This window comes from Longimicrobium sp. (assembly GCF_048594345.1).
GTDB lineage: Bacteria > Gemmatimonadota > Gemmatimonadetes > Longimicrobiales > Longimicrobiaceae > Longimicrobium.
The window spans coordinates 1-20,504 of the sequence record NZ_JBMDXM010000217.1 but is presented as its reverse complement, the minus strand read 5'-3'; the positions used below and the strand labels follow the sequence as shown (position 1 = coordinate 20,504).

Annotated in this window: 19 protein-coding genes; 8 read left to right on the top strand and 11 right to left on the bottom strand. The window is 69.9% G+C overall.

Features of this window, described 5'->3' with window-relative positions:
* The first annotated feature begins 9 nt into the window (after positions 1-9).
* Positions 10-204, top strand: coding sequence for a hypothetical protein (locus ACOJUJ_RS23200; RefSeq protein WP_420129297.1), 195 nt, complete (start codon positions 10-12; stop codon positions 202-204).
* 67 nt (positions 205-271) lie between these two features.
* Here the strand turns inward: ACOJUJ_RS23200 and ACOJUJ_RS23195 are convergent, their stop codons facing one another.
* Positions 272-1,723, bottom strand: coding sequence for an ATP-binding protein (locus ACOJUJ_RS23195; RefSeq protein ID WP_420129296.1), 1,452 nt, complete (start codon positions 1,721-1,723; stop codon positions 272-274).
* A gap of 320 nt (positions 1,724-2,043) precedes the next feature.
* On the opposite strand from ACOJUJ_RS23195, the gene ACOJUJ_RS23190 reads away from it, so the two are divergent.
* Positions 2,044-4,620 (top strand): S8 family serine peptidase, encoded by a 2,577-nt coding sequence (locus ACOJUJ_RS23190; protein WP_420129295.1) that lies wholly within the window; start codon positions 2,044-2,046, stop codon positions 4,618-4,620.
* A gap of 80 nt (positions 4,621-4,700) precedes the next feature.
* A complete protein-coding gene (lipB, locus tag ACOJUJ_RS23185; RefSeq protein ID WP_420129294.1) occupies positions 4,701-5,384 on the top strand; it encodes a lipoyl(octanoyl) transferase LipB in 684 nt (227 codons plus the stop codon).
* Positions 5,385-5,515: 131 nt separating this feature from the next.
* On the opposite strand, the gene ACOJUJ_RS23180 is transcribed toward lipB, so the two are convergent.
* Together ACOJUJ_RS23180 and ACOJUJ_RS23175 are read right to left on the bottom strand one after the other, a co-directional pair.
* Positions 5,516-5,662 (bottom strand): hypothetical protein, encoded by a 147-nt coding sequence (locus tag ACOJUJ_RS23180; protein WP_420129293.1) that lies wholly within the window; start codon positions 5,660-5,662, stop codon positions 5,516-5,518.
* Positions 5,663-5,878: 216 nt separating this feature from the next.
* Complete coding sequence (locus ACOJUJ_RS23175; protein WP_420129292.1) at positions 5,879-6,481, bottom strand: ribonuclease H family protein; 603 nt, start codon at positions 6,479-6,481, stop codon at positions 5,879-5,881.
* 498 nt (positions 6,482-6,979) lie between these two features.
* Here ACOJUJ_RS23175 and ACOJUJ_RS23170 point away from each other — a divergent pair, with 498 nt between their 5' ends.
* The 4 genes from ACOJUJ_RS23170 (at position 6,980) to ACOJUJ_RS23155 (ending at position 11,960) form a co-directional block, all read left to right on the top strand.
* Positions 6,980-8,005, top strand: a complete 1,026-nt coding sequence (locus tag ACOJUJ_RS23170; protein ID WP_420129291.1) for an NAD(P)/FAD-dependent oxidoreductase — start codon at positions 6,980-6,982, stop codon at positions 8,003-8,005.
* Between the two features lie 3 nt (positions 8,006-8,008).
* Positions 8,009-8,737 (top strand): SDR family oxidoreductase, encoded by a 729-nt coding sequence (locus tag ACOJUJ_RS23165; RefSeq protein ID WP_420129290.1) that lies wholly within the window; start codon positions 8,009-8,011, stop codon positions 8,735-8,737.
* A 125-nt stretch (positions 8,738-8,862) separates the two neighbouring features.
* Positions 8,863-11,070, top strand: a complete 2,208-nt coding sequence (locus ACOJUJ_RS23160) for a penicillin-binding protein 1A (protein WP_420129289.1) — start codon at positions 8,863-8,865, stop codon at positions 11,068-11,070.
* 350 nt (positions 11,071-11,420) lie between these two features.
* Complete coding sequence (locus tag ACOJUJ_RS23155) at positions 11,421-11,960, top strand: hypothetical protein (protein ID WP_420129288.1); 540 nt, start codon at positions 11,421-11,423, stop codon at positions 11,958-11,960.
* Positions 11,961-12,331: 371 nt separating this feature from the next.
* On the opposite strand, the gene ACOJUJ_RS23150 is transcribed toward ACOJUJ_RS23155, so the two are convergent.
* The 8 genes from ACOJUJ_RS23150 to ACOJUJ_RS23115 form a co-directional block, all read right to left on the bottom strand.
* Complete coding sequence (locus ACOJUJ_RS23150; protein WP_420129287.1) at positions 12,332-13,543, bottom strand: ABC transporter permease; 1,212 nt, start codon at positions 13,541-13,543, stop codon at positions 12,332-12,334.
* A gap of 1 nt (position 13,544) precedes the next feature.
* Positions 13,545-14,882: an efflux RND transporter periplasmic adaptor subunit gene (locus ACOJUJ_RS23145; RefSeq protein ID WP_420129286.1), complete on the bottom strand. Its 1,338-nt coding sequence runs from the start codon at positions 14,880-14,882 to the stop codon at positions 13,545-13,547.
* 6 nt (positions 14,883-14,888) lie between these two features.
* Complete coding sequence (locus ACOJUJ_RS23140) at positions 14,889-15,572, bottom strand: ABC transporter ATP-binding protein (protein ID WP_420129304.1); 684 nt, start codon at positions 15,570-15,572, stop codon at positions 14,889-14,891.
* 95 nt (positions 15,573-15,667) lie between these two features.
* Entirely contained in the window at positions 15,668-17,035 is a 1,368-nt protein-coding gene (locus ACOJUJ_RS23135) for a TolC family protein (protein ID WP_420129285.1), read from the bottom strand.
* A 503-nt stretch (positions 17,036-17,538) separates the two neighbouring features.
* Positions 17,539-18,006 carry a hypothetical protein gene (locus ACOJUJ_RS23130; protein ID WP_420129284.1) on the bottom strand — a complete coding sequence of 156 codons (468 nt, stop codon included), beginning with the start codon at positions 18,004-18,006 and terminating at the stop codon, positions 17,539-17,541.
* Entirely contained in the window at positions 18,003-18,368 is a 366-nt protein-coding gene (locus ACOJUJ_RS23125) for a hypothetical protein (RefSeq protein WP_420129283.1), read from the bottom strand. Before ACOJUJ_RS23125 ends, ACOJUJ_RS23130 begins: the two co-directional genes overlap by 4 nt.
* Positions 18,365-18,916, bottom strand: coding sequence for an RNA polymerase sigma factor (locus tag ACOJUJ_RS23120; protein WP_420129282.1), 552 nt, complete (start codon positions 18,914-18,916; stop codon positions 18,365-18,367). The genes ACOJUJ_RS23125 and ACOJUJ_RS23120 overlap by 4 nt, the downstream gene beginning before the upstream one ends.
* A 66-nt stretch (positions 18,917-18,982) precedes the next feature.
* Entirely contained in the window at positions 18,983-19,627 is a 645-nt protein-coding gene (locus tag ACOJUJ_RS23115; protein WP_420129281.1) for a hypothetical protein, read from the bottom strand.
* Positions 19,628-19,907: 280 nt separating this feature from the next.
* Here ACOJUJ_RS23115 and ACOJUJ_RS23110 point away from each other — a divergent pair, with 280 nt between their 5' ends.
* Complete coding sequence (locus ACOJUJ_RS23110; RefSeq protein ID WP_420129280.1) at positions 19,908-20,378, top strand: helix-turn-helix domain-containing protein; 471 nt, start codon at positions 19,908-19,910, stop codon at positions 20,376-20,378.
* Positions 20,379-20,504 lie beyond the last annotated feature (126 nt).

Here is a 20,504-nt window from a genome sequence, read left to right as displayed (position 1 = left end):
GACTTCAGCGTGAGCGCATCGAACTCCGCGCTCGTGCTGCTGGTGATGCGCGCGGCCGGGGTGAGCGACGAGATCGGTAACCACGCCGTGGTGCCGCGCAAGCGCGGTTTCATCTCACTGGGCTACAACCACCGCCTGGTGAACGGCGCCGACGGCAACCGGTTCCGGGCGCGCGTCAAGCAGGTGGTGGACACTTCCCGATGAAGCGTATCGTCGCCGGAAGGGGAGGATGATGAACCGGGAGGCCACCCCGCGCGGCCTCCCGGTGTGCTTATCCTGCTGCTTCGACTCTCCGGCGTCGGCGGGCAGGTGGCATTCCCAGCAGCTCGCGCGGTCCCACCAGGCGAAGGTAGGGGTCGCGCTTCTGCTCACGCTTGAGATCGGCCGTAAATCCTGAGCGGGAGAAGAGAAGCAGGTAGCGTTTCTCCGCGTCGCGCTCATAGGATGGACGGTTCGCCGTTTCACGCAGCCGCTGCAACACGTTCATTCCGACGGGCCCGCTCCACCATTTGCACTCGCCCGCAAACGCGTCTCCATTCAGCAGCCGCCCCGCGACGTCGATGTCGAAGTCCGCGGCCCAGATCTGGCCGACCTGCTGTGCCGCGGTGGGAAGCACTTCGTTGCTGAAGCGGCGTACGTAGTCACGGCAGATCCACTCGAACATCCCTCCCATAAAATCGTCCAGGTGCGGTTCGATCGCGTGCCTCCAGACCTCCTCCGGGTGCCCCGCGACCAGAGGGGAAAGGTTGGGCAGATAGAACCTGTACCAGAACGCGAGGAACGGGTCGTCCAGGTAGTACCGCCTGTCACGCTCTTTTTCCGTGGCGTCCAGCGATCTGACGATGCGGATCAGGCGCAGCTCGGCGAGCTTCTGCACGTACGGAGCAAGGGCACTGGAATCCTTCAGCTCGCGGACACGCCCGATGATCGCGCCGGAGTCGGTACACCCTTCCGCGATGGACCGCAGCAGCGTGGCATACCGCGTGACGTCGCGAAGCTCGGCCAGCAGCAGGTTGTTGGGCTCGTCGCTGAGTGGCGCCCCGCTGGAGAGCACCAGATCCATTACGTTCTCCCTGAGCGTGAACTCGGGGTCGCACAGGTTCAGATAATAGGGGATTCCCCCGAGCATTCCGTAGGCGCGAAGCTGCTCGTCCGCGCTCCAGGCCGGGAAAAACTTCGCGACGTCGCGGAATGACAGAGGGCCCAGGTCCAGGTCCAGCGTCTGTCGCCCGTGCAGAGGATTCTTCTCGCCGAGCAATTCTTCCATGAACGAGATTTTCGATCCGCACAGCACCACGTTCAACGGGGTGCCGCGTTCGCGCACTCCATCGCAGAACTTCTGCATGATGGAGGGCAGGGCCGGATCCGTTTCGCACAGGTACGGAAACTCGTCCAGCACAATGGTGAGCCCGGGCAATCTCTGCGCGGCGACCTGTTCCAGGAAGGCGAGCACACCCAGCCACTCTCCCAGCGAATCCAGCAGGGGATCCTCCCCGATCACCCGCGAAATCTCGGCCTTGAACAGGTGCAGGCTCATCGACTCCGCGATCTTCGTGGCCTGGTAGTAGATCGTGGGATAGGCGCGAGTTGCTTCGATCAGCAACCGCGACTTGCCCACCCGCCGTCGGCCGCGCACGACGACGACCGACGGCCGGGGCCGAGTCAGTTCCCGCTCAAGGATCCGGAGCTCCTGCTCGCGCCCGAAGAACTGCTTCGCCGACATTCGAATGCCTTCCAGTTCCCAATGTTTGATAATCGCATTTATGATAATTGCAATTATCGTTCTGTGTCAAGTTTTTCCTGTGCAGGGAGCTGATCCTAAAGGCCACCGCGCTGCAAATGACGCCGACGGCGGCTGGTCTGACGCGCGCTACACAGGTCATGTGAACAAACCCCGCTGTTGGGTGACCCCGCAGCCCTGCTACGCGAAAGTGTTGCAATATGTCGTGATACGCGCTATATCAACCGCAACGGCCCTGCCGTCCCACCCGTGGTTCTCGCCTTTATACCGTCCGACAGCCTTTCCGCCGGAGAGTACACCCCATGTCAAGACACCTCGTTGGCGCCCTGCTGGGGCTCGCCGCGCTTTCAGCCTGCGTGGATCGTGAGCCGCTGGCTCCGATCCCTGAGACTCCCCCCGCGGCGGCGCTCGCCGCCGGCGACCCGCAGGCGCTGGAGGTAAAGTTCCGCTCCGCCCTGGACGTGCGCCTGCGAGGGGACGAAGTGGTGAGCGCCGCTGGCGTTCCGCTGGATGCGTTGGCGGCGCTGCTGGACCCGGCCGCGGGCGTGCGTACGGCCCCGCTGTTCACGCCGGAAGGGCTGGCGGTGGAGGCGCGGGCCGATCAGGCGGCCGCGCAGTCCGGCGAGGCCGCGCCCGACCTGAGCTCGTGGTACCGGGTGACGGTGCCCGCCGGAACGGACACGGAGCAGTTCCTGGCGCGGCTGCGGACACGGCCGGAGGTGGAGCACGCGTACCGAGCGCCGGTGCCAGCCCCGCCGCCGGGCTTCGTCAACCTGTTCGCCACGCCCGACTTCACTGGCCAGCAGGGGTACCTGGGGGTCGCCCCCGCCGGGTCCGAGGCCGTGTGGGCGCGCACACTTCCCGGCGGTGACGGCGCGGGGGTGATGGTGGTGGACATGGAGTACGACTGGAACCTGGGCCACGAAGACCTGGGGCTGCCGGCGTCGGCGCAGATTGGCACGGGGACGCGCTACACGGGTTTTGGCAACGACCACGGCACGGCGGTGCTGGGCGAGCTGGCCGGGCGCCCCAACGGCTTTGGCGTGACCGGCGGAGTGCCGGGTGCCGACATCCGTGTGATCCCCACGGACTACTATGGCGCTTACAACCCCGCCGCCGCCGTGGCCGAGGCGGCCGCCGTGATGTCGGCTGGTGACGTGCTGCTGCTGGAGGCGCAGTACTGGGGCCCCACGGGGGTGTACGTGCCGCTGGAGGTGCTGCAGTCGGTGTTCGACGCCACGCGCGCCGCCACACTGGCGGGACGCGTGGTGGTGGCGGCGGCGGGGAACGGCGGGCAGAACCTGGACGCGCCGGAGATGAATGGCCTGTTCAACCGCAACCTGCGCGATTCGGGCGCGCTGATCGTGGGCGCGGGAAACTCGCTGCACGCCCGTCTCTACTTTTCGTGCTACGGCAGCCGCGTGGACGTGCAAGGATGGGGAGGTGGCGTAACCACGCTGGGGTACGGCGGGCTGTTCGGCTCGTCGGTGAACGAGTTCTACACGGCCAGCTTCAGCGGCACCTCCAGCGCGTCGCCCATCGTGGCCGCCGCGGCCGCGGCGGTGCAGGGGCGGCGCAAGGCCCGCGGGCTGCCGGTGCTTACCTCCGTGCAGATGCGCACGCTGCTGCGTGCCACGGGCTCGCCGCAAACGGGTGACCTCACCCAGAGCATCGGCACGTTCCCCAACCTGCGCGCGGCGTTCGGCGAGACCAACGCGCCGGGTGCGCCGGCGGGGGTGACGGTGGCGCTGCACTCCGCCACGTCGGTGCGGGTCGGCTGGAGCGCGGGGCTGGATTCCATCACCCACTTCGAGCTGGGGCGGCGGATGCAGAACGCCGCTGATTCCACCTGGGGCACGTGGGGGAACGCCGGGTCGGTGAACGGCGCCGCTCGCGAGTATGATGACACGGGGCTGGCCACGGGTGGCAACTACCAGCACCGGGTGCGCACCTGCAACGACCTGGCGTGCTCCGACTGGACGGCGGCCGCGGCGCTGCGCATCGCCGTGCCGGCCGGGCCGGGCACGCCGGTGGGGCGGCCGCTGAGCGGAACGCAGCTTCGCCTCACCTGGGTGGACAACAGCGCGAACGAGAGCGGGTTCGTGGTGGAGCGGGCGCAGTACCTGAACGGCGCCTGGACGGCGTACCAGCAGATCGCCACGCCGGGCCGCAACACCACCGTGCTCGCCGACGCGGGGCTGACGGCGGGGGTGTCGTACCGCTACCGCGTGGCCGCCTGCAACGTGGTGGGCTGCTCGCCCCGGTCCACGAGCGCGGCGGTGCCCATGCCCCTGCCCCCGGCGGCGCCCACGGGGACGGGTGCCGCGGTGGTGGCTCCGTCACTGGTGCGCGTGACGTGGACGGACGCCAGCGGCAACGAGACCGCCTTCGAGGTGCTGCGCCGCGACCGGCGCGAGGACGGCACCTGGAGCGACTACGCGGTGCGCGCCCAGCTTCGCTCCAACGCCGTGGTGTTCGCCGACAGCGGCGTGGCGGTGGGCGTGTACCAGTACCGGGTTCGCGCCTGCAACGGCCCGGTGTGCTCGCCGCTCGCCCCCGCCGTGCAGGTGGCGATGCCCGCGCCCCCCGCCGCGCCCGTGGGGCCGGCGGTGGTGGCGCTCTCGTCCACGTCGGCGCAGGTCACGTGGACGGACGCCAGCACCAGCGAGACGGGCTTCACCATCCAGCGCCGGCTGCGCAACCTGGACGGCAGCTGGACCGCGTGGGCGGCTGCGGGGACGGCGGCGGCCAACGCCACCGCCTTCCCTGACACGGGGCTGCTCCCCGACCGCGCGTACGAGTACCGCGTGGCCGCATGCGCCGGCGTGGTCTGTTCGCCGTTTACCGCGGCGGTGCGGGTGCGGCTGCCGGCCAGCTGATCCCGTAGCCGGGCGGGCCGATGGATCGGGGGGCGCCGCCGGACTTGCGTGCCGGCGGCGCCCCCCGTCCATTGTTGGGCATGAGCGAGACGATCGATGCGCCGGCGGGCGCCCGGACCATGCAGGTGCGCCACCTGGGGCGCATCTCCTACGGCGACGCGCTGGTGCTGCAGGCGGAGCTGGTGAAGCAGCGTCGCGCGGGCGAGATCCCGGATACGCTGCTGCTGCTGGAGCATCCCCACGTCATCACGCTGGGCAGCGGCTCGCACGACGAGAACGTGCTGGTGACGCCGGAAGAGCGGGCCGAGCGCGGCATCGAGCTGTTCGACACCGGACGCGGCGGGGACGTGACGTACCACGGCCCGGGCCAGCTGGTGGGCTATCCCATCTTCGACCTGAAGCCGGACCGCCAGGACCTGCACCGCTACCTGCGCGACATCGAGGAAGCGCTGATCGGCGTGCTGTCGGACTTCGGGCTGGCCGGCGGGCGCGTGGAAGGGCTGACGGGGGTGTGGGTGGACGATCGCAAGCTGGCGGCCATCGGCGTGCGCGTGTCGTCGGGGTGGATCACCAGCCACGGCTTTGCGCTCAACGTGACGACGGACCTGTCGTTCTTCGGCACCATCATCCCCTGCGGCATCCGCGACCACGGCGTGGGCTCGATCTCGGGCGAGCTCGGCCGGCCCGTGGAGATGGCGGAGGTCGAGGCATCCGCCGTCCGCTGGTTCCAGCGCATCTTCGAGCGCAGGGCGGTCGAGGACTGATGGATTGCGGATTGCCCGCGCGTCATGCGCCACGGCCTCACAGGCGGCTCATGGTCTACCTGGATCGTTGATATAGACGAGAGCCCGCGCCGATCCCCTGGCGCGGGCTCTCGTGCGTCGGCGGCCGGGCATCAGCCGTCGGCCACCCATCCGCGCCCGGGCTCCCCTCCGGCCGCCTCGGCCGCGGAGAGCGAGGCGTACGCCGGATCACTTGATGGATCCACGGTGCCGTCCGCGCCATCGGCGATGCCGTTCACGAGGTCTGCCTTGCCGGCCATGTATGCCTCCCGTCCCGCGGATTCGTCCGGCGCCCAAGGAAGGCTGGCTCCGTCCGAGGTGCGCTGCGGGTGTCGCGCGTTCCTGTGATCTCAACGACCACCCGGCGTGCGCTCTGACGCTTTGCGGATGAAGGGTTGGTTAGCCGGGCCAGGCGGACGTGGGGCGTGACGAGCGGTGCGCCGGGCGCGCGGGGATGCGCGCCGGCCACCGGCTGCTCAACGTGTGGGGAGCTTGCGCGCGGGCTTGAAGTCAAAGCCGTCGGGAGGGAGCGCAAAGAAGTTGAGGTAGCGCTCCTTCTCCTGCTCCTCGGCGATCCATTTGTCGAAGCCGGATTCCACCAGGCCGCCGCTGTCGATCTGCTTGGTGGCGGCGCGGATGGCCAGGTGGTTGGCGTACTCGTTCTGCGGATGGCCGGCGTGGCCCTTGACCCATCGCCACTGCAGCTGGTGGCGCGACGCGACGGGCATGAGGGCGCGCCACATCTCCACGTTCTCCACCTCGCCGTCCTTGCGCTTCCAGCCGCGCGCGGCCCAGCCGTGCACCCACTGCGTCATCCCATCCACCAGGTAGCGGCTGTCGGAGGTAAAGACGACGCGCGACGGCTGCTTGAGCGCCGCCAGCGGCACCAGGGCGCTGCGGATGGCCATGCGGTTGTTGGTGGTGTCGGGCTCGCAACTCCAGAAATCGCGGCGGATCCAGCCTTTGGCGGGATGCCAGTACTCCACCACGCCGGCGGCGCCTCCGGGCCGGGCGCGCCCCTTGAACTGGTTGCCCAGGCACGATTCGTCGGCGTAGATAAAGACCAGCGGCTCGGACAAGACTCGGCTCCTCTCGGGTGATTGGGGGTGGCGGGGCGGGAATATAGCGGGGAGGACGGAAGTGCGAGAGTCCGAAGGTACGAAGGTACGAAGGTGCGAAGGTGCGAAGGTGCGAGAGTGCGAGAGTGCGAGAGTGCGAGAGTGCGAGAGTGCGAGAGGGGCGGATGATTCGAACGCGCGTCGAAGCAATTGCAATGTCTGCCTGCGGACGAATGGTGCCCATTGAGAATCTGAACTGGTAACGTGCCGTCCGCCTGCAGGAGCGAATGAATTCGCCGCTACAACTGCGCGAAGTCCACCTTCGTGGACTCGGCGGCCTGACCGTGTGCGGGGTTCCAGGCGCTCGCGCGTCCGCAGCCAGAGAAATCGCGCAGTCACGCACTCCCGCACCCACGCACTCGCCCTGCTTTCCTTGCGCCCCGCCACCTTCGCCCGTATATGAACGCCGCCGCGCGGGTGCGCGGGGGCAGGATTTCGCCATTCCACGGAGCAGGGCGCGTGAGCGACGGCATCACCGACATCACCATCATTGGCGGCGGGCCCACGGGGCTCTTTGCCGCTTTCTATGCGGGGCTCCGCGGCGTCAGCTGCCGCATCGTCGATGCGCTGCCGCAGTTGGGCGGGCAACTGATGGCCCTGTATCCCGAAAAGTACATCTTCGACGTGGGCGGCCTGCCCAGGATTTTGGCCAAGGACCTGGCCAAGAACATGATCGAGCAGGGGACGCAGTTCGGTCCCGAGGTGGTGCTCGAGGCCGAGGTGCAGCAGCTGATCCCCGAAGACGGCCACATCCGCCTGGTCACCCCGCGCGGCGAGTTCCTCACCAAGACGGTCTGCATCACGGCGGGGAAGGGTGCGCTGAACCCGCGCGTGCTGGAGTGCCCAGGCTGGAACGAGCACTACGGTCTGGAAGGCGGCGTGCACACGCACGTGCGGCAGCCGGAGGACTTTCGCGGCAAGCGTGTGCTGATCGTGGGCGGCGGCGACTCGGCGGTGGACTGGGTGCTGGGGCTGCGCGGCATCGCCCGCGAGATCACGCTCATCCACCGCCGCGACGAGTTCCGCGCGCACAAGAGCACGGTGCAGGAGATGCGCGAGGCGGCGGCGGCCGGCGCCGTCAGCATCCGCACCCCGTTTGAGGTGAAGGAGATCCACGGCGACGGGGGCTGCGTGGCGCACGTCACCATGTTCAACAGCGAGTCCAAGGACGAGGAGCAGATCGACGTCGAGGCGGTGATCGCGCTCCTGGGCTTCAAGCCGGACCTGGGCCCGATTAGCAACTGGGGCCTGGAACTGCAACGCAACACCATCAAGGTCTCCCAACTCATGGAGACGAACATCCCCGGCGTCTACGCGGCGGGTGACGTCGTCCACTATCCCGGCAAGCTGGAGCTCATCGCCATGGGCTATGGTGAAGCGGCAATCGCCGTGAACAACGCGGTGCACCACATCAATCCCAAGGCGCGTGTCTCTCCCGGCCACAGTACCAATCTGAAGGTCTTCGCGCAGGACGAAGGGGAGTAGCCGATGTCCGCCGCTCCCGTCGCGCTGGTCACCGGAGGCGCGGTCCGCGTGGGCCGCGCCATCTCGTCCGCACTGGCGGAGGATGGATACCGGCTCGTTATCCACTACAACTCGTCCAGCGGGCCGGCGGACCAGCTGGTGGAGGAGATTCGCGCGAAGGGCGGGGAAGCGATGGCGATCGGGGCGGATCTCGCGGATGCGGACGCGGTGCGGCGGCTGGCGGACGAGGCCGTGGCGGCGTTTGGGGGGATCGACGTGCTGGTCAACAACGCGTCGGTGTTTCCCGCGGAAGGTTTGGAGGAGACGGACGAGGCGTTGTGGGATCACACCATCGCGGTGAACCTCAGGGCACCGTTCTTCCTGATCCGGCACCTTGCCGCTACACTTCGGGAGCGGCGTGGCGCGGTGGTCAACATGGCGGATCTTGCCGGCATCCAGACCTGGGCGGCGTATGCGGCGCACGGGATAAGCAAGGCGGGCGTCATCCACCTTACGCGCGTGGCGGCCCGCTCGCTGGCGCCGGAGGTGCGGGTGAACGGTATTGCGCCCGGCGCCGTGCTGCCGCCGGAGAGCATGTCGGACGCCGAGATCCAGTCGCTCGCCGAGCGCACGCCGCTCAAGCGCAACGGTTCGCCCGAAGACGTGGTGCGCGCGCTGCGTTATCTTCTGCAGGCAGACTTCGTTACCGGCGAAACGCTGGTAGTGGACGGAGGACGGCTGCTGCGCACGTAAGTCGCAGCTTTCGCCCGACGGTGCAGATGTGAAACCGATCCGGAACCTGATCCGTATCGGCAGGTACTGACTGGCACACCCGACCTGCTCCCGCGGCAGCACTCTCCCGCTTTTCCCCACACGAGATGGCACGCAGCAGCAAGCGCCCTCGCGGCAAGGCCCGCACGCGCACGCGCCGGCAGACGGTGCTCCGCGTACTGGGAATCGTCGCCGCCGTCGGGCTGGCGATCGGCATTGCCGGGCTGGCGTACCTGTGGCCGCGCTGCTCGGGCGCCGGCTGCCCCAGCGTAACGGCCCTGCGCGAGTACACGCCGCCGCAGGCCAGCCGCGTCTTTGACGGGCGCAACCGCCTGGTGGCGCACCTGGCCCCGGAGCGGCGCATCGTTGTGCCGCTGGAGCGCATTCCCGCCAACGTCTCCGGCGCCTTTCTGGCGGTGGAGGACAAGCGCTTTTACCGCCACCGCGGCATCGACTACCGCCGCTTCTTTGGCGCGGTGGCCCGCGACATCAAGGACCTGAGCTGGAGCCAGGGCTTCAGCACGGTGACCATGCAGCTGGCGCGAAACGTCTTTCCGCAGCACCTGAAGCGCGAAAAGACGCTCAAGCGCAAGGCGTGGGAGGTGGTGCTGGCGCGGCAGATCGAGCGGGAGTTCTCCAAGGACCAGATCCTGGAGATGTACCTGAACCAGATCTACCTGGGCGGCGGGCTGCACGGCGTGGAGGCGGCGGCGCAGGGGTACTTTGGCAAGAGCGCCACGCGGCTGACGAACGCCGAAGCGGCCACCATCGCCTCCATCCCCCGCAACCCGTCGTTCTACGACCCGCGCCGCAACCCGGCGGCGGTCATCCAGCGCCGCAACCTGGTGCTGGGGCTTATGCAGGACGCCGGCGTGATCGACGCGGACGAGGCGAACACGGCCCGCGAGGCGCCGCTGGGCCTGGCGCCGCCGGCGGAGGCGCGCGGACGGGCGCCGTACTTTATCGCCGCGGTGCGGCGGGAGCTGCGCGAGCGCTTTGGCGCCGACGCCGACCAGCAGGGGCTCAAGGTCTACACCTCGCTCGACACCGATCTGCAGCGCTCGGCCGAGCAGGCGCTGGTGGCGCAGATCCGCGCGGTGGAGCGCGGGGCGCACGGGCGCTTCCGTGGCTCCGCGTGTTCGGGCACGCGCGTGGCGAACCCCGACCGCTGCCTGCAGGGGCTGTTCGTGGCGATGGATGCGGGTGACGGCGACGTGCTGGCGCTGGTGGGCGGGCGCGACTACGCCATCAGCCAGTTCGACCGGGTTACGCAGGCCAAGCGGCAGGCGGGGTCGGCGTTCAAGCCCATCGTCTACTCCACGGCGCTGGCCAAGGGCATCCCCATCACCGAGCCGCTGATCGGGCCCGGGGTGGGCGGAGGTGGCGATTCGCTGGGCTACTATCCCGCGGACCACGTGGCCGATTCGGTGACGATGGACATGCGCGGCTCGCTGCGCCTGTCGTCCAACCGCGCGGCCGTCACGCTGGGGCAGCGGGTGGGCGCGGCCAGCGTGGTGGCGCAGGCGCGGGAGCTGGGGATCACCACGCCGGTCAAGCCGTATCCGTCTACCTTCCTTGGCGCGGCGGACGTGATTCCCATCGAGCTGGTGGCGGCGTACGCGCCCTTCGCCAACGGCGGGATGGCGGTCAAGGCGCGGATCATCCGGCGGGTGGAAGACGCGCAGGGCCGGGTGCTGTGGGAGGCCAAGAACACGCGGCGCTACGTGATGTCGCCCTCCGTCGCCTTCCTTACCACCTCGCTGATGCGCGACGTGGTGGACAACGGCACGGGGAGCGGCGTGCGGACGGCCGGGCTTTCGTGGAGCGTTCCCGCGGCGGGAAAGACGGGGACGACCAACGAGGCGGCGGACGTGTGGTTCGTGGGCGCCACGCCGGACGTGGTGGCGGGGGTGTGGCTGGGATTCGACCGGCCACAGCGCATTCTGGCCAACGCGTCGGGAGGCGGGCTGGCGGCGCCGGTGTGGGGCAAGGCGCTGGCCAGCTACTACCAGAACCACGGCGCGCCCACGGCGTGGACGGCGCCGTCGGACCTGGTGACGGCCAGCATCGACCGCACCACGGGAAAGCTGGCGGGCAGCGGCTGCCCCGGCACGGAGGTGCGGACGGAGTACTTCATCGCCGGGACGGAGCCGGTGGAGCACTGCCCGCTGCATCCGGATGATTTTGGCGGATGGGTGGACCGCACGCTGCGGGGCATCGGCGACTGGATCAGCGGCGGCAGCCGGCCGGAAAAGCCGCGGACCACCAAGCCCCGCCAGCAGCAGGGGATGGATCCCTGGACGGGCACGCACTGAGCCATCGTCTGTATCGCCCGAAAGACAGCTTCACCCGCCAGGCACGGGTGGGGCTGTTTTTTGCCTTCTGTGATTCGTTCCGCGGATCCCCGACGGCGCGGCGGCTGATACCGAACCTTGTACCATTTCTCGCAGTTCGTTGTGCAATCAGAGGAACGACGGAAAAGCATCACGCGGAGGCGCGGAGGAACGGATGAGGCGCGGAGGCGTTTTTGGCGTTCCCTCCGCGCCTCTTCTGTTTTCTCCGCGCCTCCGCGTAAAAATCGTTCCCCTCACCGCACATCGAAATCCGGGAGATGGTATAATCTCTCCGAGCACCTTACCTCTGACAGCCCGCGGTGCCGATCCTCGTGAATTTCCTGCGTTCGCTCCTGGCGTTCGCCGGCCTTGCACCGGCGCGGCGAAAGCTCGTGGTCAGGGTGGGGAGCCCCATCCCGTACCGCGTCGCCGTGCCGGCGGACGCGGAGATCCAGACCGAGCCGGGCCGCCTCTCCGCGAAGACGTGGGACATCTCCGTCGTGGCGGTCGCGTTGGACGCAATGGCGGAGGAAGAGCCACTCCCCGCCTCCGCATTTGGACCCCGCCGTGTCTTCACCAGCCTGGTGATGGGAGATGACGCGCTGCTGTTCAAGCTGGTGGAGGAAGAGATCGCGATCAGACGGCTGCAACTGGAGGACGTAGTCCAGACGATCGGCCTGCTGGGCGGCCAGCGTGCCGCGCACCTGCGTGGCCGCTACGACGACGGCGGAGCCCAGGCCTGGCTCGACATGCACGCCACCGTAAAGAACGGGGTGCTGTACATACTCTCCTTCGTGGTGCTCCGCGGCGTCCTTGAGCCGCACGACACGGTGCTCGCCCGCATCCACGAATCATTCCAGCTGCCGGAGTAGTATCCAGCGCCTGCGCGAAAGGTTTGCCGCGAACCATCCGCGACGCCACGGTTCGCGCCGACTGAGGCATCTGCTCCCGGTGCCTGCAGGATCTGCATCCTCCAGGCGCGATGAGGGCAGAGGGGCAGAGCAGCCGTTGATCTTCTCCGCTGCTCTGCCCCTCTGATGCTCCGCGTGAGTGCTGTTGCCGCAGTGGGTTATACCAGATCCGGCAAAACACCTCACCTCAAGTGGGACTACAGGAAACAGAGGTCGGGGTACAGAGGAAGAGAGAACAGCCCGAGGAACAGAGGAGGAATGCGGATTACCTCTGTTCCTCTGGCGGTTCCCGGTTCCTCTGTACCTTCCGATGTTGTTTTTCCGGATCGGTATTACTCGTACCGCAGCGCCTCGATGGGCGCGAGCGAGGCGGCGCGGCGGGCGGGCCAGATGCCGAAGAACACGCCCACGGCAGCCGAGAATCCGAACGCCAGCACCAGCGACGCGGGCGACACGGTCATGTTCCACCCCGCCATCTTCGCCAGCGCCAGCGACCCGCCGGCCCCCAGCGCCAGCCCCAGCGCGCCGCCGCCCATGCACAGCACCAGCGCCTCGATCAGAAACTGCAGCAGTACGTCGCTCCGGCGTGCGCCCAGCGACTTGCGCAGGCCGATCTCCCTGGTGCGCTCCGTGACGGACACCAGCATGATGTTCATGATGCCGATGCCGCCCACCACCAGCGACACCGCGGCCACGCCGGCCAGCAGAAAGGTGAACGTCTTCGTCGTCTCCTGGAAGGTGGTGAGCAGCGTGGCCTGGTCGCGGATGTCGAAGTCCGCGTCTTGGCCGGGGCGGATGCGGTGCTCGCGGCGCAGCACCTGGTCGATTTCGGCCATCGCCGCCTGCATCTCTCCCTCGCTGGCCGCCTGCACGCCGATGGAGCGCACCCGGTCCGTCCCCATCACCCGCGCCTGCGCCGTGGCCAGCGGGATGTAGACGGCCTCGTCGGGGTTGGCGAACCCGGCGGCGCCTTTTTCCGCCAGCACGCCGACGACCTCAAACGGCACGCCGCCGATCTGCACGCTCTGCCCGATCAGCGGCTCCGTCCCGCCGATCCCCAGCCGCTGCCCGACCAGCGCGCCCACGACGGCCACGCGGCGGCGGCCCTGGCTTTCCTGGTCGGTGAACAGCCGTCCCGCGCCCAGCGAGTGGTTGTTCACGCCGAAGTAGCTGGCCCACGTTCCCACCACCGACAGGCTGGCGTTCCCCGCGCCGTAGGCCACCTGCAGCCGGCTCTCCATCTCCGGCGCCACGGCGGCGATGGCGACCGGCGCGGCGGCCAGCGCCTCGGCGTCTTCCACCGTCAGCCGGTTGCCGCCGCGGTCCACGCCGCCCTGGAACGACTGGCCGCTGCGCACCGTCAGCACGTTGGTGCCCAGCGCGCCCAGCCGGTCCTGCACCGACTGTTGCGCGCCGTTGCCCAGCGCCACCATGGTGATGACGGAGGCGATGCCGATGATGACGCCCAGCATCGTCAGCAGCGAGCGCAGTTTGTTGGCGACGACCGCGTCGAAGGCGACGCGGGTGATCTCTCCCATGCGCATCTCAGCCTCCCCTCGCGCCGCCGCCGGCCGGAGGCGCGCCCGCGCCCGGAAGCACGCCGCCGCCCATCCGCTGCTGCATCCGCTCTGCCTGCTCCGCCTGCTTCTGCTGCACCAGCGCGCCGGACAGCACGTAGACGGCCTCGCCCTCCTTTAGCCCGCTCGCCACCTCTACGTTCTCCCAGTCGCTCAGCCCCAGCGTGACGCTCCGCGGCTGCGGCCCCTGCGCGGTCTGCACGAAGACGATGCCGCGCGTAGCCCCCGCCGCCGCGCCGGATCCGGCCGCCGCCCGTCCGCCGGACGCCGCGCCGCCGGTCGCGGCGCGCTGGCCGCCGGCACCCGCCGGGCGAAGCGAGGCGCGGACGGTTTTCGCGTCCAGCCCCAGCGCGGCCGCGGCGGTGGCGGCCTCGCGCACCGTCGTCACCGCGCCGGTGGGGACGGAGACGGCGCCCTCGCGGCGGTCCGTCACCATCGCCACGTCCGCGTTCATCCCCGGCTTCAGCAGCCCGTCCGGGTTGGCCAGGCGAACGAGGACGGGGAACATGGTGACGTTCTGCTCCACCACCGCCTGCGGCTCCACCTTCAGCACCGTGCCGGCGAAGCTCTGGCCGGGGTACGCCTCCACCGTCACGCGCGCCTGCTGCCCGGGCTGCACCTTGCCGATGTCGGTTTCGTCCACGCGGGCACGCACCTGGATCTCGGACAGGTCGGCCATGGTGAACAGCGAGGTGCCGCCGGACACGTTGCCCGTGGCGCTGGCGATGATCACGCCCGGCTCCACCGCGCGGGTGATGATGGTGCCGCTGATCGGCGCGCGGATGGTCACGTCGCGGCTGCGCTCGCGGGCCAGCCGGGCGTCCGTCTGCGCGCGGACCAGCGCCGTCTGCGCGCTGGCTTCTGCGTTCACGGCGGCCTCGTACTCGTCCTGCGTCACGATCTCGCCGGCGCGCAGGGCTTCCACGCGCTGGCGCTGGGCGCGGGCGGTGCGCAGCTGCACCTGGGCGCTGGCCAGCTGGGCCTCGGCCCCGTCCAGCGCGTTCTGCACGTCGCGCGGGTCCACCTCGGCCAGCAGGGTGCCGGCCTCCACGTAATCACCCGTTTCCACGTGCACGCGCAGGATCTCGCCGCCCGCCTTGCTCTTGACCTCGACCGTGCGGATGGGCTCCACCTCGCCGCTGGCCTCCGCGCGCAGCACCAGGTCACGCCGCTGCGCCAGCACCGTCTGCGGCGCCGCGGCGGCCGCCTTGCCGTCCGCGGCCTCGCCCCGCATCGCCAGCCCGCCGGCGCCCAGCACCAGCACCGCGCCGCCGGCGATCGCGCCCCTCTTCCACCTGATGTTCATCGTTCGTCATCCCTCGTTGTGGGCGGTCTGAAAGCCGGCGGAGGATCCGTCCCCGCGCCGTTCGTCCCGTTCGATCACGCCGTCGCGCAGCAGCAGCACCCGGTGCGCGTGCGCGGCGATGTCGGGCTCGTGCGTCACCAGCATGACCGTCTGCCCCTGGGCGTGCAGTTGGCCGAACAGGTGCATGATCTCCTCGCCGGTGCGCGTGTCCAGCGCGCCGGTGGGCTCGTCCGCCAGCAGCAGCGCCGGCTCGGTGGCCAGTGCGCGGGCGATGGCCACGCGCTGGCGCTGGCCGCCGGACAGCTCGTTGGGCCGATGCCCCATGCGGCCGCCCAGCCCCACGCGCTCCAGCATGGCCGCCGCGCGCTCCCGCCGCTCCCGCTTGCGGACGTCGGCGTAGACCAGCGGCAGCTCCACGTTCTCCAGCGCGGTGCTGCGCGGCAGCAGGTTGAAGGTCTGGAAGACGAAGCCGATCTCGCGGTTGCGGATGGCGGCCAGCGCGTCGTCGTCCAGCCGCGCCACGGGTTGCCCGTTCAGCCAGTATTCGCCCGACGTGGGCGTATCCAGGCAGCCGATCATGTTCATGAACGTGGACTTGCCCGATCCGGACGGCCCCATCACCGCCACGTACTCGTTGCGGCCGACGGTGAGGTCCACGCCCCGCAGCGCGTGGACGGTTTCCGCGCCCATCCGGTACTCCTTGCGCAGGCCGCGGACACGGATGATGTCCTTCGCCCGCGCCTCCACCCCCTTCGCCGCGCGCGGGGCCAGCAGCGCCGCGGCGCTCACGAGGCGCTCCCGGCCAGGGCGTCCAGCTCGGCGCGGGCCACCTGGAAGTCGTAGCGCGCCGTCACCAGCCCGCTCTCCGCCTGGACGACGGCTTCCTGCGAGCTGAGCAGGTCCAGGATGGTCGAACTTCCCAACCGGTACCGCTCACGCTGCACCCGCAGGTCTTCCTGCGCGGCGGTCACGGCCTGCTCGGCCAGGGTGATGCGCTCGCCGGCCAGCCGCAGCTGCCCCAGCGCGCGTGCCGCGTCCGTGCGCACGCCGCGCTGCGCGTCCGCCAGCTGGGCCTGCGCGGCCGCCTGCTGCGTGCGGGCGCGCACCACGCTTTCCTCGCGCTGGTAGCCGTTGAAGATGGGATACGACACGCCCACCCCCACCTGCCAGCTGGTGCGCGACTCGTCCAGCGCCGGGTTCTGGCTGTTCCAGCCGTAGCCGGTGGACACGCTGACGGAGGGCAGGTACTGGCTCCTGGCCGCGTCGATCCCGGCGGCGGCGGCCTCCGTGGCGGCGCGCGCGGCCAGGACGGACGGCGCCTGCGCTTCGATGCGGGCCATCAGCGCGCTGGCGTCCGCGTCCGTCAGCGCTGCGACCTGCGACTCGCCGCCGCGCGTGGCGGTGACGGCGTCGTCCGCGCCCACCAGGCGGCCCAGGGCCAGCCGGGCGGCGTCGCGCTCCGTCTGCGCCTGCAGCAGGTCGCCACGGGCGGTGTTCAGCTCCAGCTGCGCCCGCAGCAGGTCGCTGCGCGTGGCGCTGCCCAGGGAGAGCCGCTGCTGCGCGGCCGTCACGCCCTCTTCCGCCCGCTGGATCCGCGACTGCGCCACGGCCGTCAGGTCTTCGGTGCGCAGGACCTCGAAGAAGGCGCGCTGCACCTGCAGGGTGACGTCGGCGCGCTGGGCGGTCAGCGTGGCCTCGGCGGCGCGGGTGTCGGCCTGCGCCGCGGTGCGTTCTGCGCCCCGCCGCCCGCCGGTGTAGACGTCCCACGACGCGGAGAGTCCCGCGCTGTACGAGTCCGTGGTCCCTCCCAGCGTCGTTCCCGCCGCCGGCGTGCCGATGACGCTGGATCCCGCCAGCGAGCTGCCTACGCTGGCGGAAAGGCTGGGCAGGTACGCGCCGCGCGCGCTGCGCTCCGCCGCCTGCGCCGACGCGATGGAGCCCGTGGCGGACACCACCTGCGGGTTGCTCTCGTGCGCCAGCCGCACCGCCTGCTCCAGCGTGACCGCGGGCGTCGCCTGCGCCGCGGCGGACTGGGCGGCCGCCGGCTGCGGCGCGGCACCGGTCTGCGCGTGGACCGCCGGCGCCATCACCAGCGCGGCCGCCACGATCCCGATGCGCGTCCAGCGGGCGGCGGCCGAGTGGATCTGTGTCATCGTCGTTCTCCCTCTCCGTGAACCGCGGGCGATGTTCCCACCGCGCGGCGCAATCTCATACTTTGCGAAGTCCGCACATCCTGCGTGTCGCCATGCGTGCGCGAGGATTGGCGCCGTCGGATCTACATAAGTCGACGGGCGTGGATGGACGGGCTTCTGTCCATGCCGATGATGCGTGCTTCTGGAGAGGAGACGTGCGGGCCGGGCGAGATGTTAAGGGAGCGCGGTTAGGCGGAGATTAAGAGGGGCGATGCGGTGGCTGATGTCATTCGGACGAAGAAACTACACGCTGGGTGCCTGGTTTCGGCGGCCAGGTCCGGATTCAGCGTGAGACCCCACCCGTTTCCGAAGGAGATTCTTCGGGAGGCGCCAAACCACACCGTACGAGAAGCTTACGCGCGGCGCCTCCCTCAGAATGACAGTATCGTCGAGGGGAAAAGAGGAAGGACGCGGATGATGGTTTCATCGACGTCCTTCTTCCATCTCCGATAACCTTGGGCTGGCTACGGCGGTCCGCGCTCACCGCCGCCACCGCCGCCGCGCCGGCCGCGGCCTTCGTGGCGGTCGCGGGATTCGAACTCCTGGCTGATCTTCTGCCATTCGGTGCGCTGCTCGGGGGTGAGCACGGCTTCCACGGCCATCATGGTGCTGTCGAAGCGGCTGCGCATGCCGCGTCGCGTCTCGCGGAAGACCGAATCGGCCCGCACGCGGTCGCGCTCCGTGATCTTCTCGATCGAATCACGCTGCGCGGGGGTGAGCTTGAGGCGCTGGGCCACGGGGCTTCCCTCCGCGAACATGGGCGGTGGGCCGCGGCGCTCCCCGCGCGGCGGGCGGCGCGGGCCCCGGTCGTCGTCGCCGCGCCCGCGCTCCACCGCCGCGCCCACCAGCGCGCCGGCGACGAACACCACCAGCAGCGAAAGCACCGCCAGCAGCCGCATGCGCCGGGCGCGGCCCGCGTTGTCGCCGTTCATTGCGCCGCTCCTTCCAGATCCAGCACCATCTCCTCAACGGAGGGCGCGCTTTCGGAATCCACCCAGCTCACCACGGAGGTGGAGTATCCCATCTCCGACGCCAGGCTGCCGGTTTCCGCGGCGGACTGGGTGCCGGTGAGCAGGAACGCCCCCGCGGCGGCCGCCATCACCGCCGCGGCGGAAAGGGTAGGGCGCACCCAGTCCGCCAGCAGCATCATCATCCCTGGCGCGGGGAGGCGCGCGCGGCGGGCCAGCTCCGGTGCCGCCGCCGCCGTGATCCCCGCCACCATGCGCTCCCAGCGCACGGTGTCGCGCGTGGGATCCAGCGGCGCCAGGTCGCGGAAGCCGTCTTCGATGTTCACTGTTCCTCCCGATGTCGTTCCGTAAGCCGCTCGCGCAGGGCGCGGCGTGCGTTGAACAGGTGCACGCGGGCCGATCCGTCGCTGATCCCCAGCCGGTCGCCGATCTCCTTGTGGCTCCACCCCTCGAAGTCGTACAGGAGGATCACCTCGCGCTGCAGCTCCGTCAGCCCTTCCATCGCCCCCAGCAGGTCCCGCCGCAGCTCGGCGTTCTCCGCGTCGTGCAGCGGGCTTTCGCGGTTGGCCACCTCGCCGGCGGCATCCAGTGGAAGCGCGTCGCGCACGGCGCGGTAGCGGCGGTGGTCGCGGGCGCGGTTGCGGACGATGGAGAAGAGCCAGCTGCCGAACTGGTCGGGCTTGCGGCACTCCTCGAGGCGCTTGAGCGCGGTGACAAAGGCGTCCTGCACGGCATCGTGCGCGTCGGCCTCTTCACCCAGCTGCGCCAGCGCGACGGCGTACGCGGACCGCAGGTGCCGCTGCACCAGCGTTCCGAACGCCTCGCCGTCGCCGCCGCGTACCCGCGCGACCAGTGCCGCATCGCTCTCCGTCAATCGGCCTCCATGCCCCGTTCACCCCGTCCGGGCGCAGGTTGCGCGCCCGGACGGGTCCGAACCTGCTCAGCGGGGCTGCGTGCCGCCGCCGCGCGGGCGCCCACCACGCTCGCCGCGGCCGGGCCGGTCGCCCTGCCGCTCACGACGCTCGTCCATCCGCTGCTGGATCTTCTGCTGCTGCTCCGCCGTGAGCACGGCGCGGGCCTGCGTGAGCGCCTGCTCCCCGTTGGCGCGCAGCTGCTGCATGATGGGCTGCGCCTGCGCCCGGCGCTGCTCCATCTGCTGGCGCTGCTCCGCGGTAAGCTGCGGGCGCTCGCCGCGCTGGCGGCGCTCCGCGCGGGCGGCGCTGTCTGGACGCGCGCGGCGCTCTCCGCGTGCGCGGGCGCCGTCCGCACCCTGGCCGCGGTCGGGCCGCAACGCGGTGAGCTGCTGCACCAGCGGCGCGTTGCGGGCCTGCAGGTCGCGGTCGATGGCTTCCAGCCGCGAAACCTGCTGGGCGGTCAGGCCCAGCTGCTCGCGCTGGCGCAGCAGGCGCTGCACGGGGCTGCGGCCGGGGCCGCCACGGCCTTCGCGCGGGCCGCGCATCTCGCCGCGCCGGCCCTCGCGGGCGTGCTCGCGCTGCTCGGCGGCGGGCGGCGCCGTCTGCGCCACGGCGGTCACGGGCGCGGCGGCCAGGATGGCGGCCACGAAATAACGAGCGTGGATCTTCATCGTCCGGGTTCTCCTCAAGAATGGTTTGCCGCCGGGCGGAGTGCATGCCCGCGCGGCCCGTCAGACAGAAGACGCGCGGCATCGGCAGGATGTTAAGGCCGCCGGTTCTGCATCCACCGCGTCGCTGTCTGGTAAGAAGACGCGCGGAGGGTGGGAGATGTTAAGGGGGTGTGGGATTTGGGGATGCGGGGCGATTCCGCTGGGATCGAATACCAAATACTTTGATTATTTGTTCACTTCGTTTATCTTCTAGCCCAACTCTCAACTAGGAGAAGGGCCGATGTCTCAACGCGACTTCCCGCCCATCAACGAGTCAGCGGAGCAGTTGAAGGATCTGCTCACCTACGAGCAGGTGGCCAAACGACGCACTCGCCTCCACCTGCTGTTTCTCATCCGCTCCGGCGAGGTTCAGAGTCGCGAAGAAGCCGCCGACCGGCTCCTCGTGCACCGCAATAGCGTGTGGGCCTGGCTCAAAGCCTACAAGGCCGGAGGGCTGGAGCAGATGCTTCACGTCGGTACAAGCGGGCCCAAGCCGGTGCAGAAGAGCCTGTCAGCCCCTGTTTTCGACGCGCTGCAGAAGCAGGTCGAGTCCGAGGGGTTCGCAGGGTACACCCACGCGCAGGAGTGGCTGCGCACGAAGTTCGGGTGCGACGTGCCGTACAGCACTGTCCACAAGCTGATCCGCTATCGTCTGCGGGCCAAGCTGAAGCGAGCACGGCCGCGGCATCAAAAAAATCTAAGACAGCAATAGAAACTGGTCTGCCTGCTCCTCGAGGCTGGTGAGATAAGCCTTGGGATCTCGGCGGAATCGAAGGCCACGGCGCCGGACGTGGCGGCGCGCTTCGAGTTGCTGACGCAGTTCCATCCAACGTGCGGG

Coding starts and splice junctions, on each gene's coding strand:
- ACOJUJ_RS23195 (WP_420129296.1), bottom strand. CDS start 1,723: ATGTCGGCGAAGCAGTTCTTCGGGCGCGAGCAGGAGCTCCGGATCCTT.
- ACOJUJ_RS23190 (WP_420129295.1), top strand. CDS start 2,044: ATGTCAAGACACCTCGTTGGCGCCCTGCTGGGGCTCGCCGCGCTTTCA.
- lipB (WP_420129294.1), top strand. CDS start 4,701: ATGAGCGAGACGATCGATGCGCCGGCGGGCGCCCGGACCATGCAGGTG.
- ACOJUJ_RS23180 (WP_420129293.1), bottom strand. CDS start 5,662: ATGGCCGGCAAGGCAGACCTCGTGAACGGCATCGCCGATGGCGCGGAC.
- ACOJUJ_RS23165 (WP_420129290.1), top strand. CDS start 8,009: ATGTCCGCCGCTCCCGTCGCGCTGGTCACCGGAGGCGCGGTCCGCGTG.
- ACOJUJ_RS23160 (WP_420129289.1), top strand. CDS start 8,863: ATGGCACGCAGCAGCAAGCGCCCTCGCGGCAAGGCCCGCACGCGCACG.
- ACOJUJ_RS23150 (WP_420129287.1), bottom strand. CDS start 13,543: ATGCGCATGGGAGAGATCACCCGCGTCGCCTTCGACGCGGTCGTCGCC.
- ACOJUJ_RS23145 (WP_420129286.1), bottom strand. CDS start 14,882: ATGAACATCAGGTGGAAGAGGGGCGCGATCGCCGGCGGCGCGGTGCTG.
- ACOJUJ_RS23140 (WP_420129304.1), bottom strand. CDS start 15,572: ATGGGCGCGGAAACCGTCCACGCGCTGCGGGGCGTGGACCTCACCGTC.
- ACOJUJ_RS23135 (WP_420129285.1), bottom strand. CDS start 17,035: ATGACACAGATCCACTCGGCCGCCGCCCGCTGGACGCGCATCGGGATC.
- ACOJUJ_RS23130 (WP_420129284.1), bottom strand. CDS start 18,006: ATGAACGGCGACAACGCGGGCCGCGCCCGGCGCATGCGGCTGCTGGCG.
- ACOJUJ_RS23115 (WP_420129281.1), bottom strand. CDS start 19,627: ATGAAGATCCACGCTCGTTATTTCGTGGCCGCCATCCTGGCCGCCGCG.
- ACOJUJ_RS23110 (WP_420129280.1), top strand. CDS start 19,908: ATGTCTCAACGCGACTTCCCGCCCATCAACGAGTCAGCGGAGCAGTTG.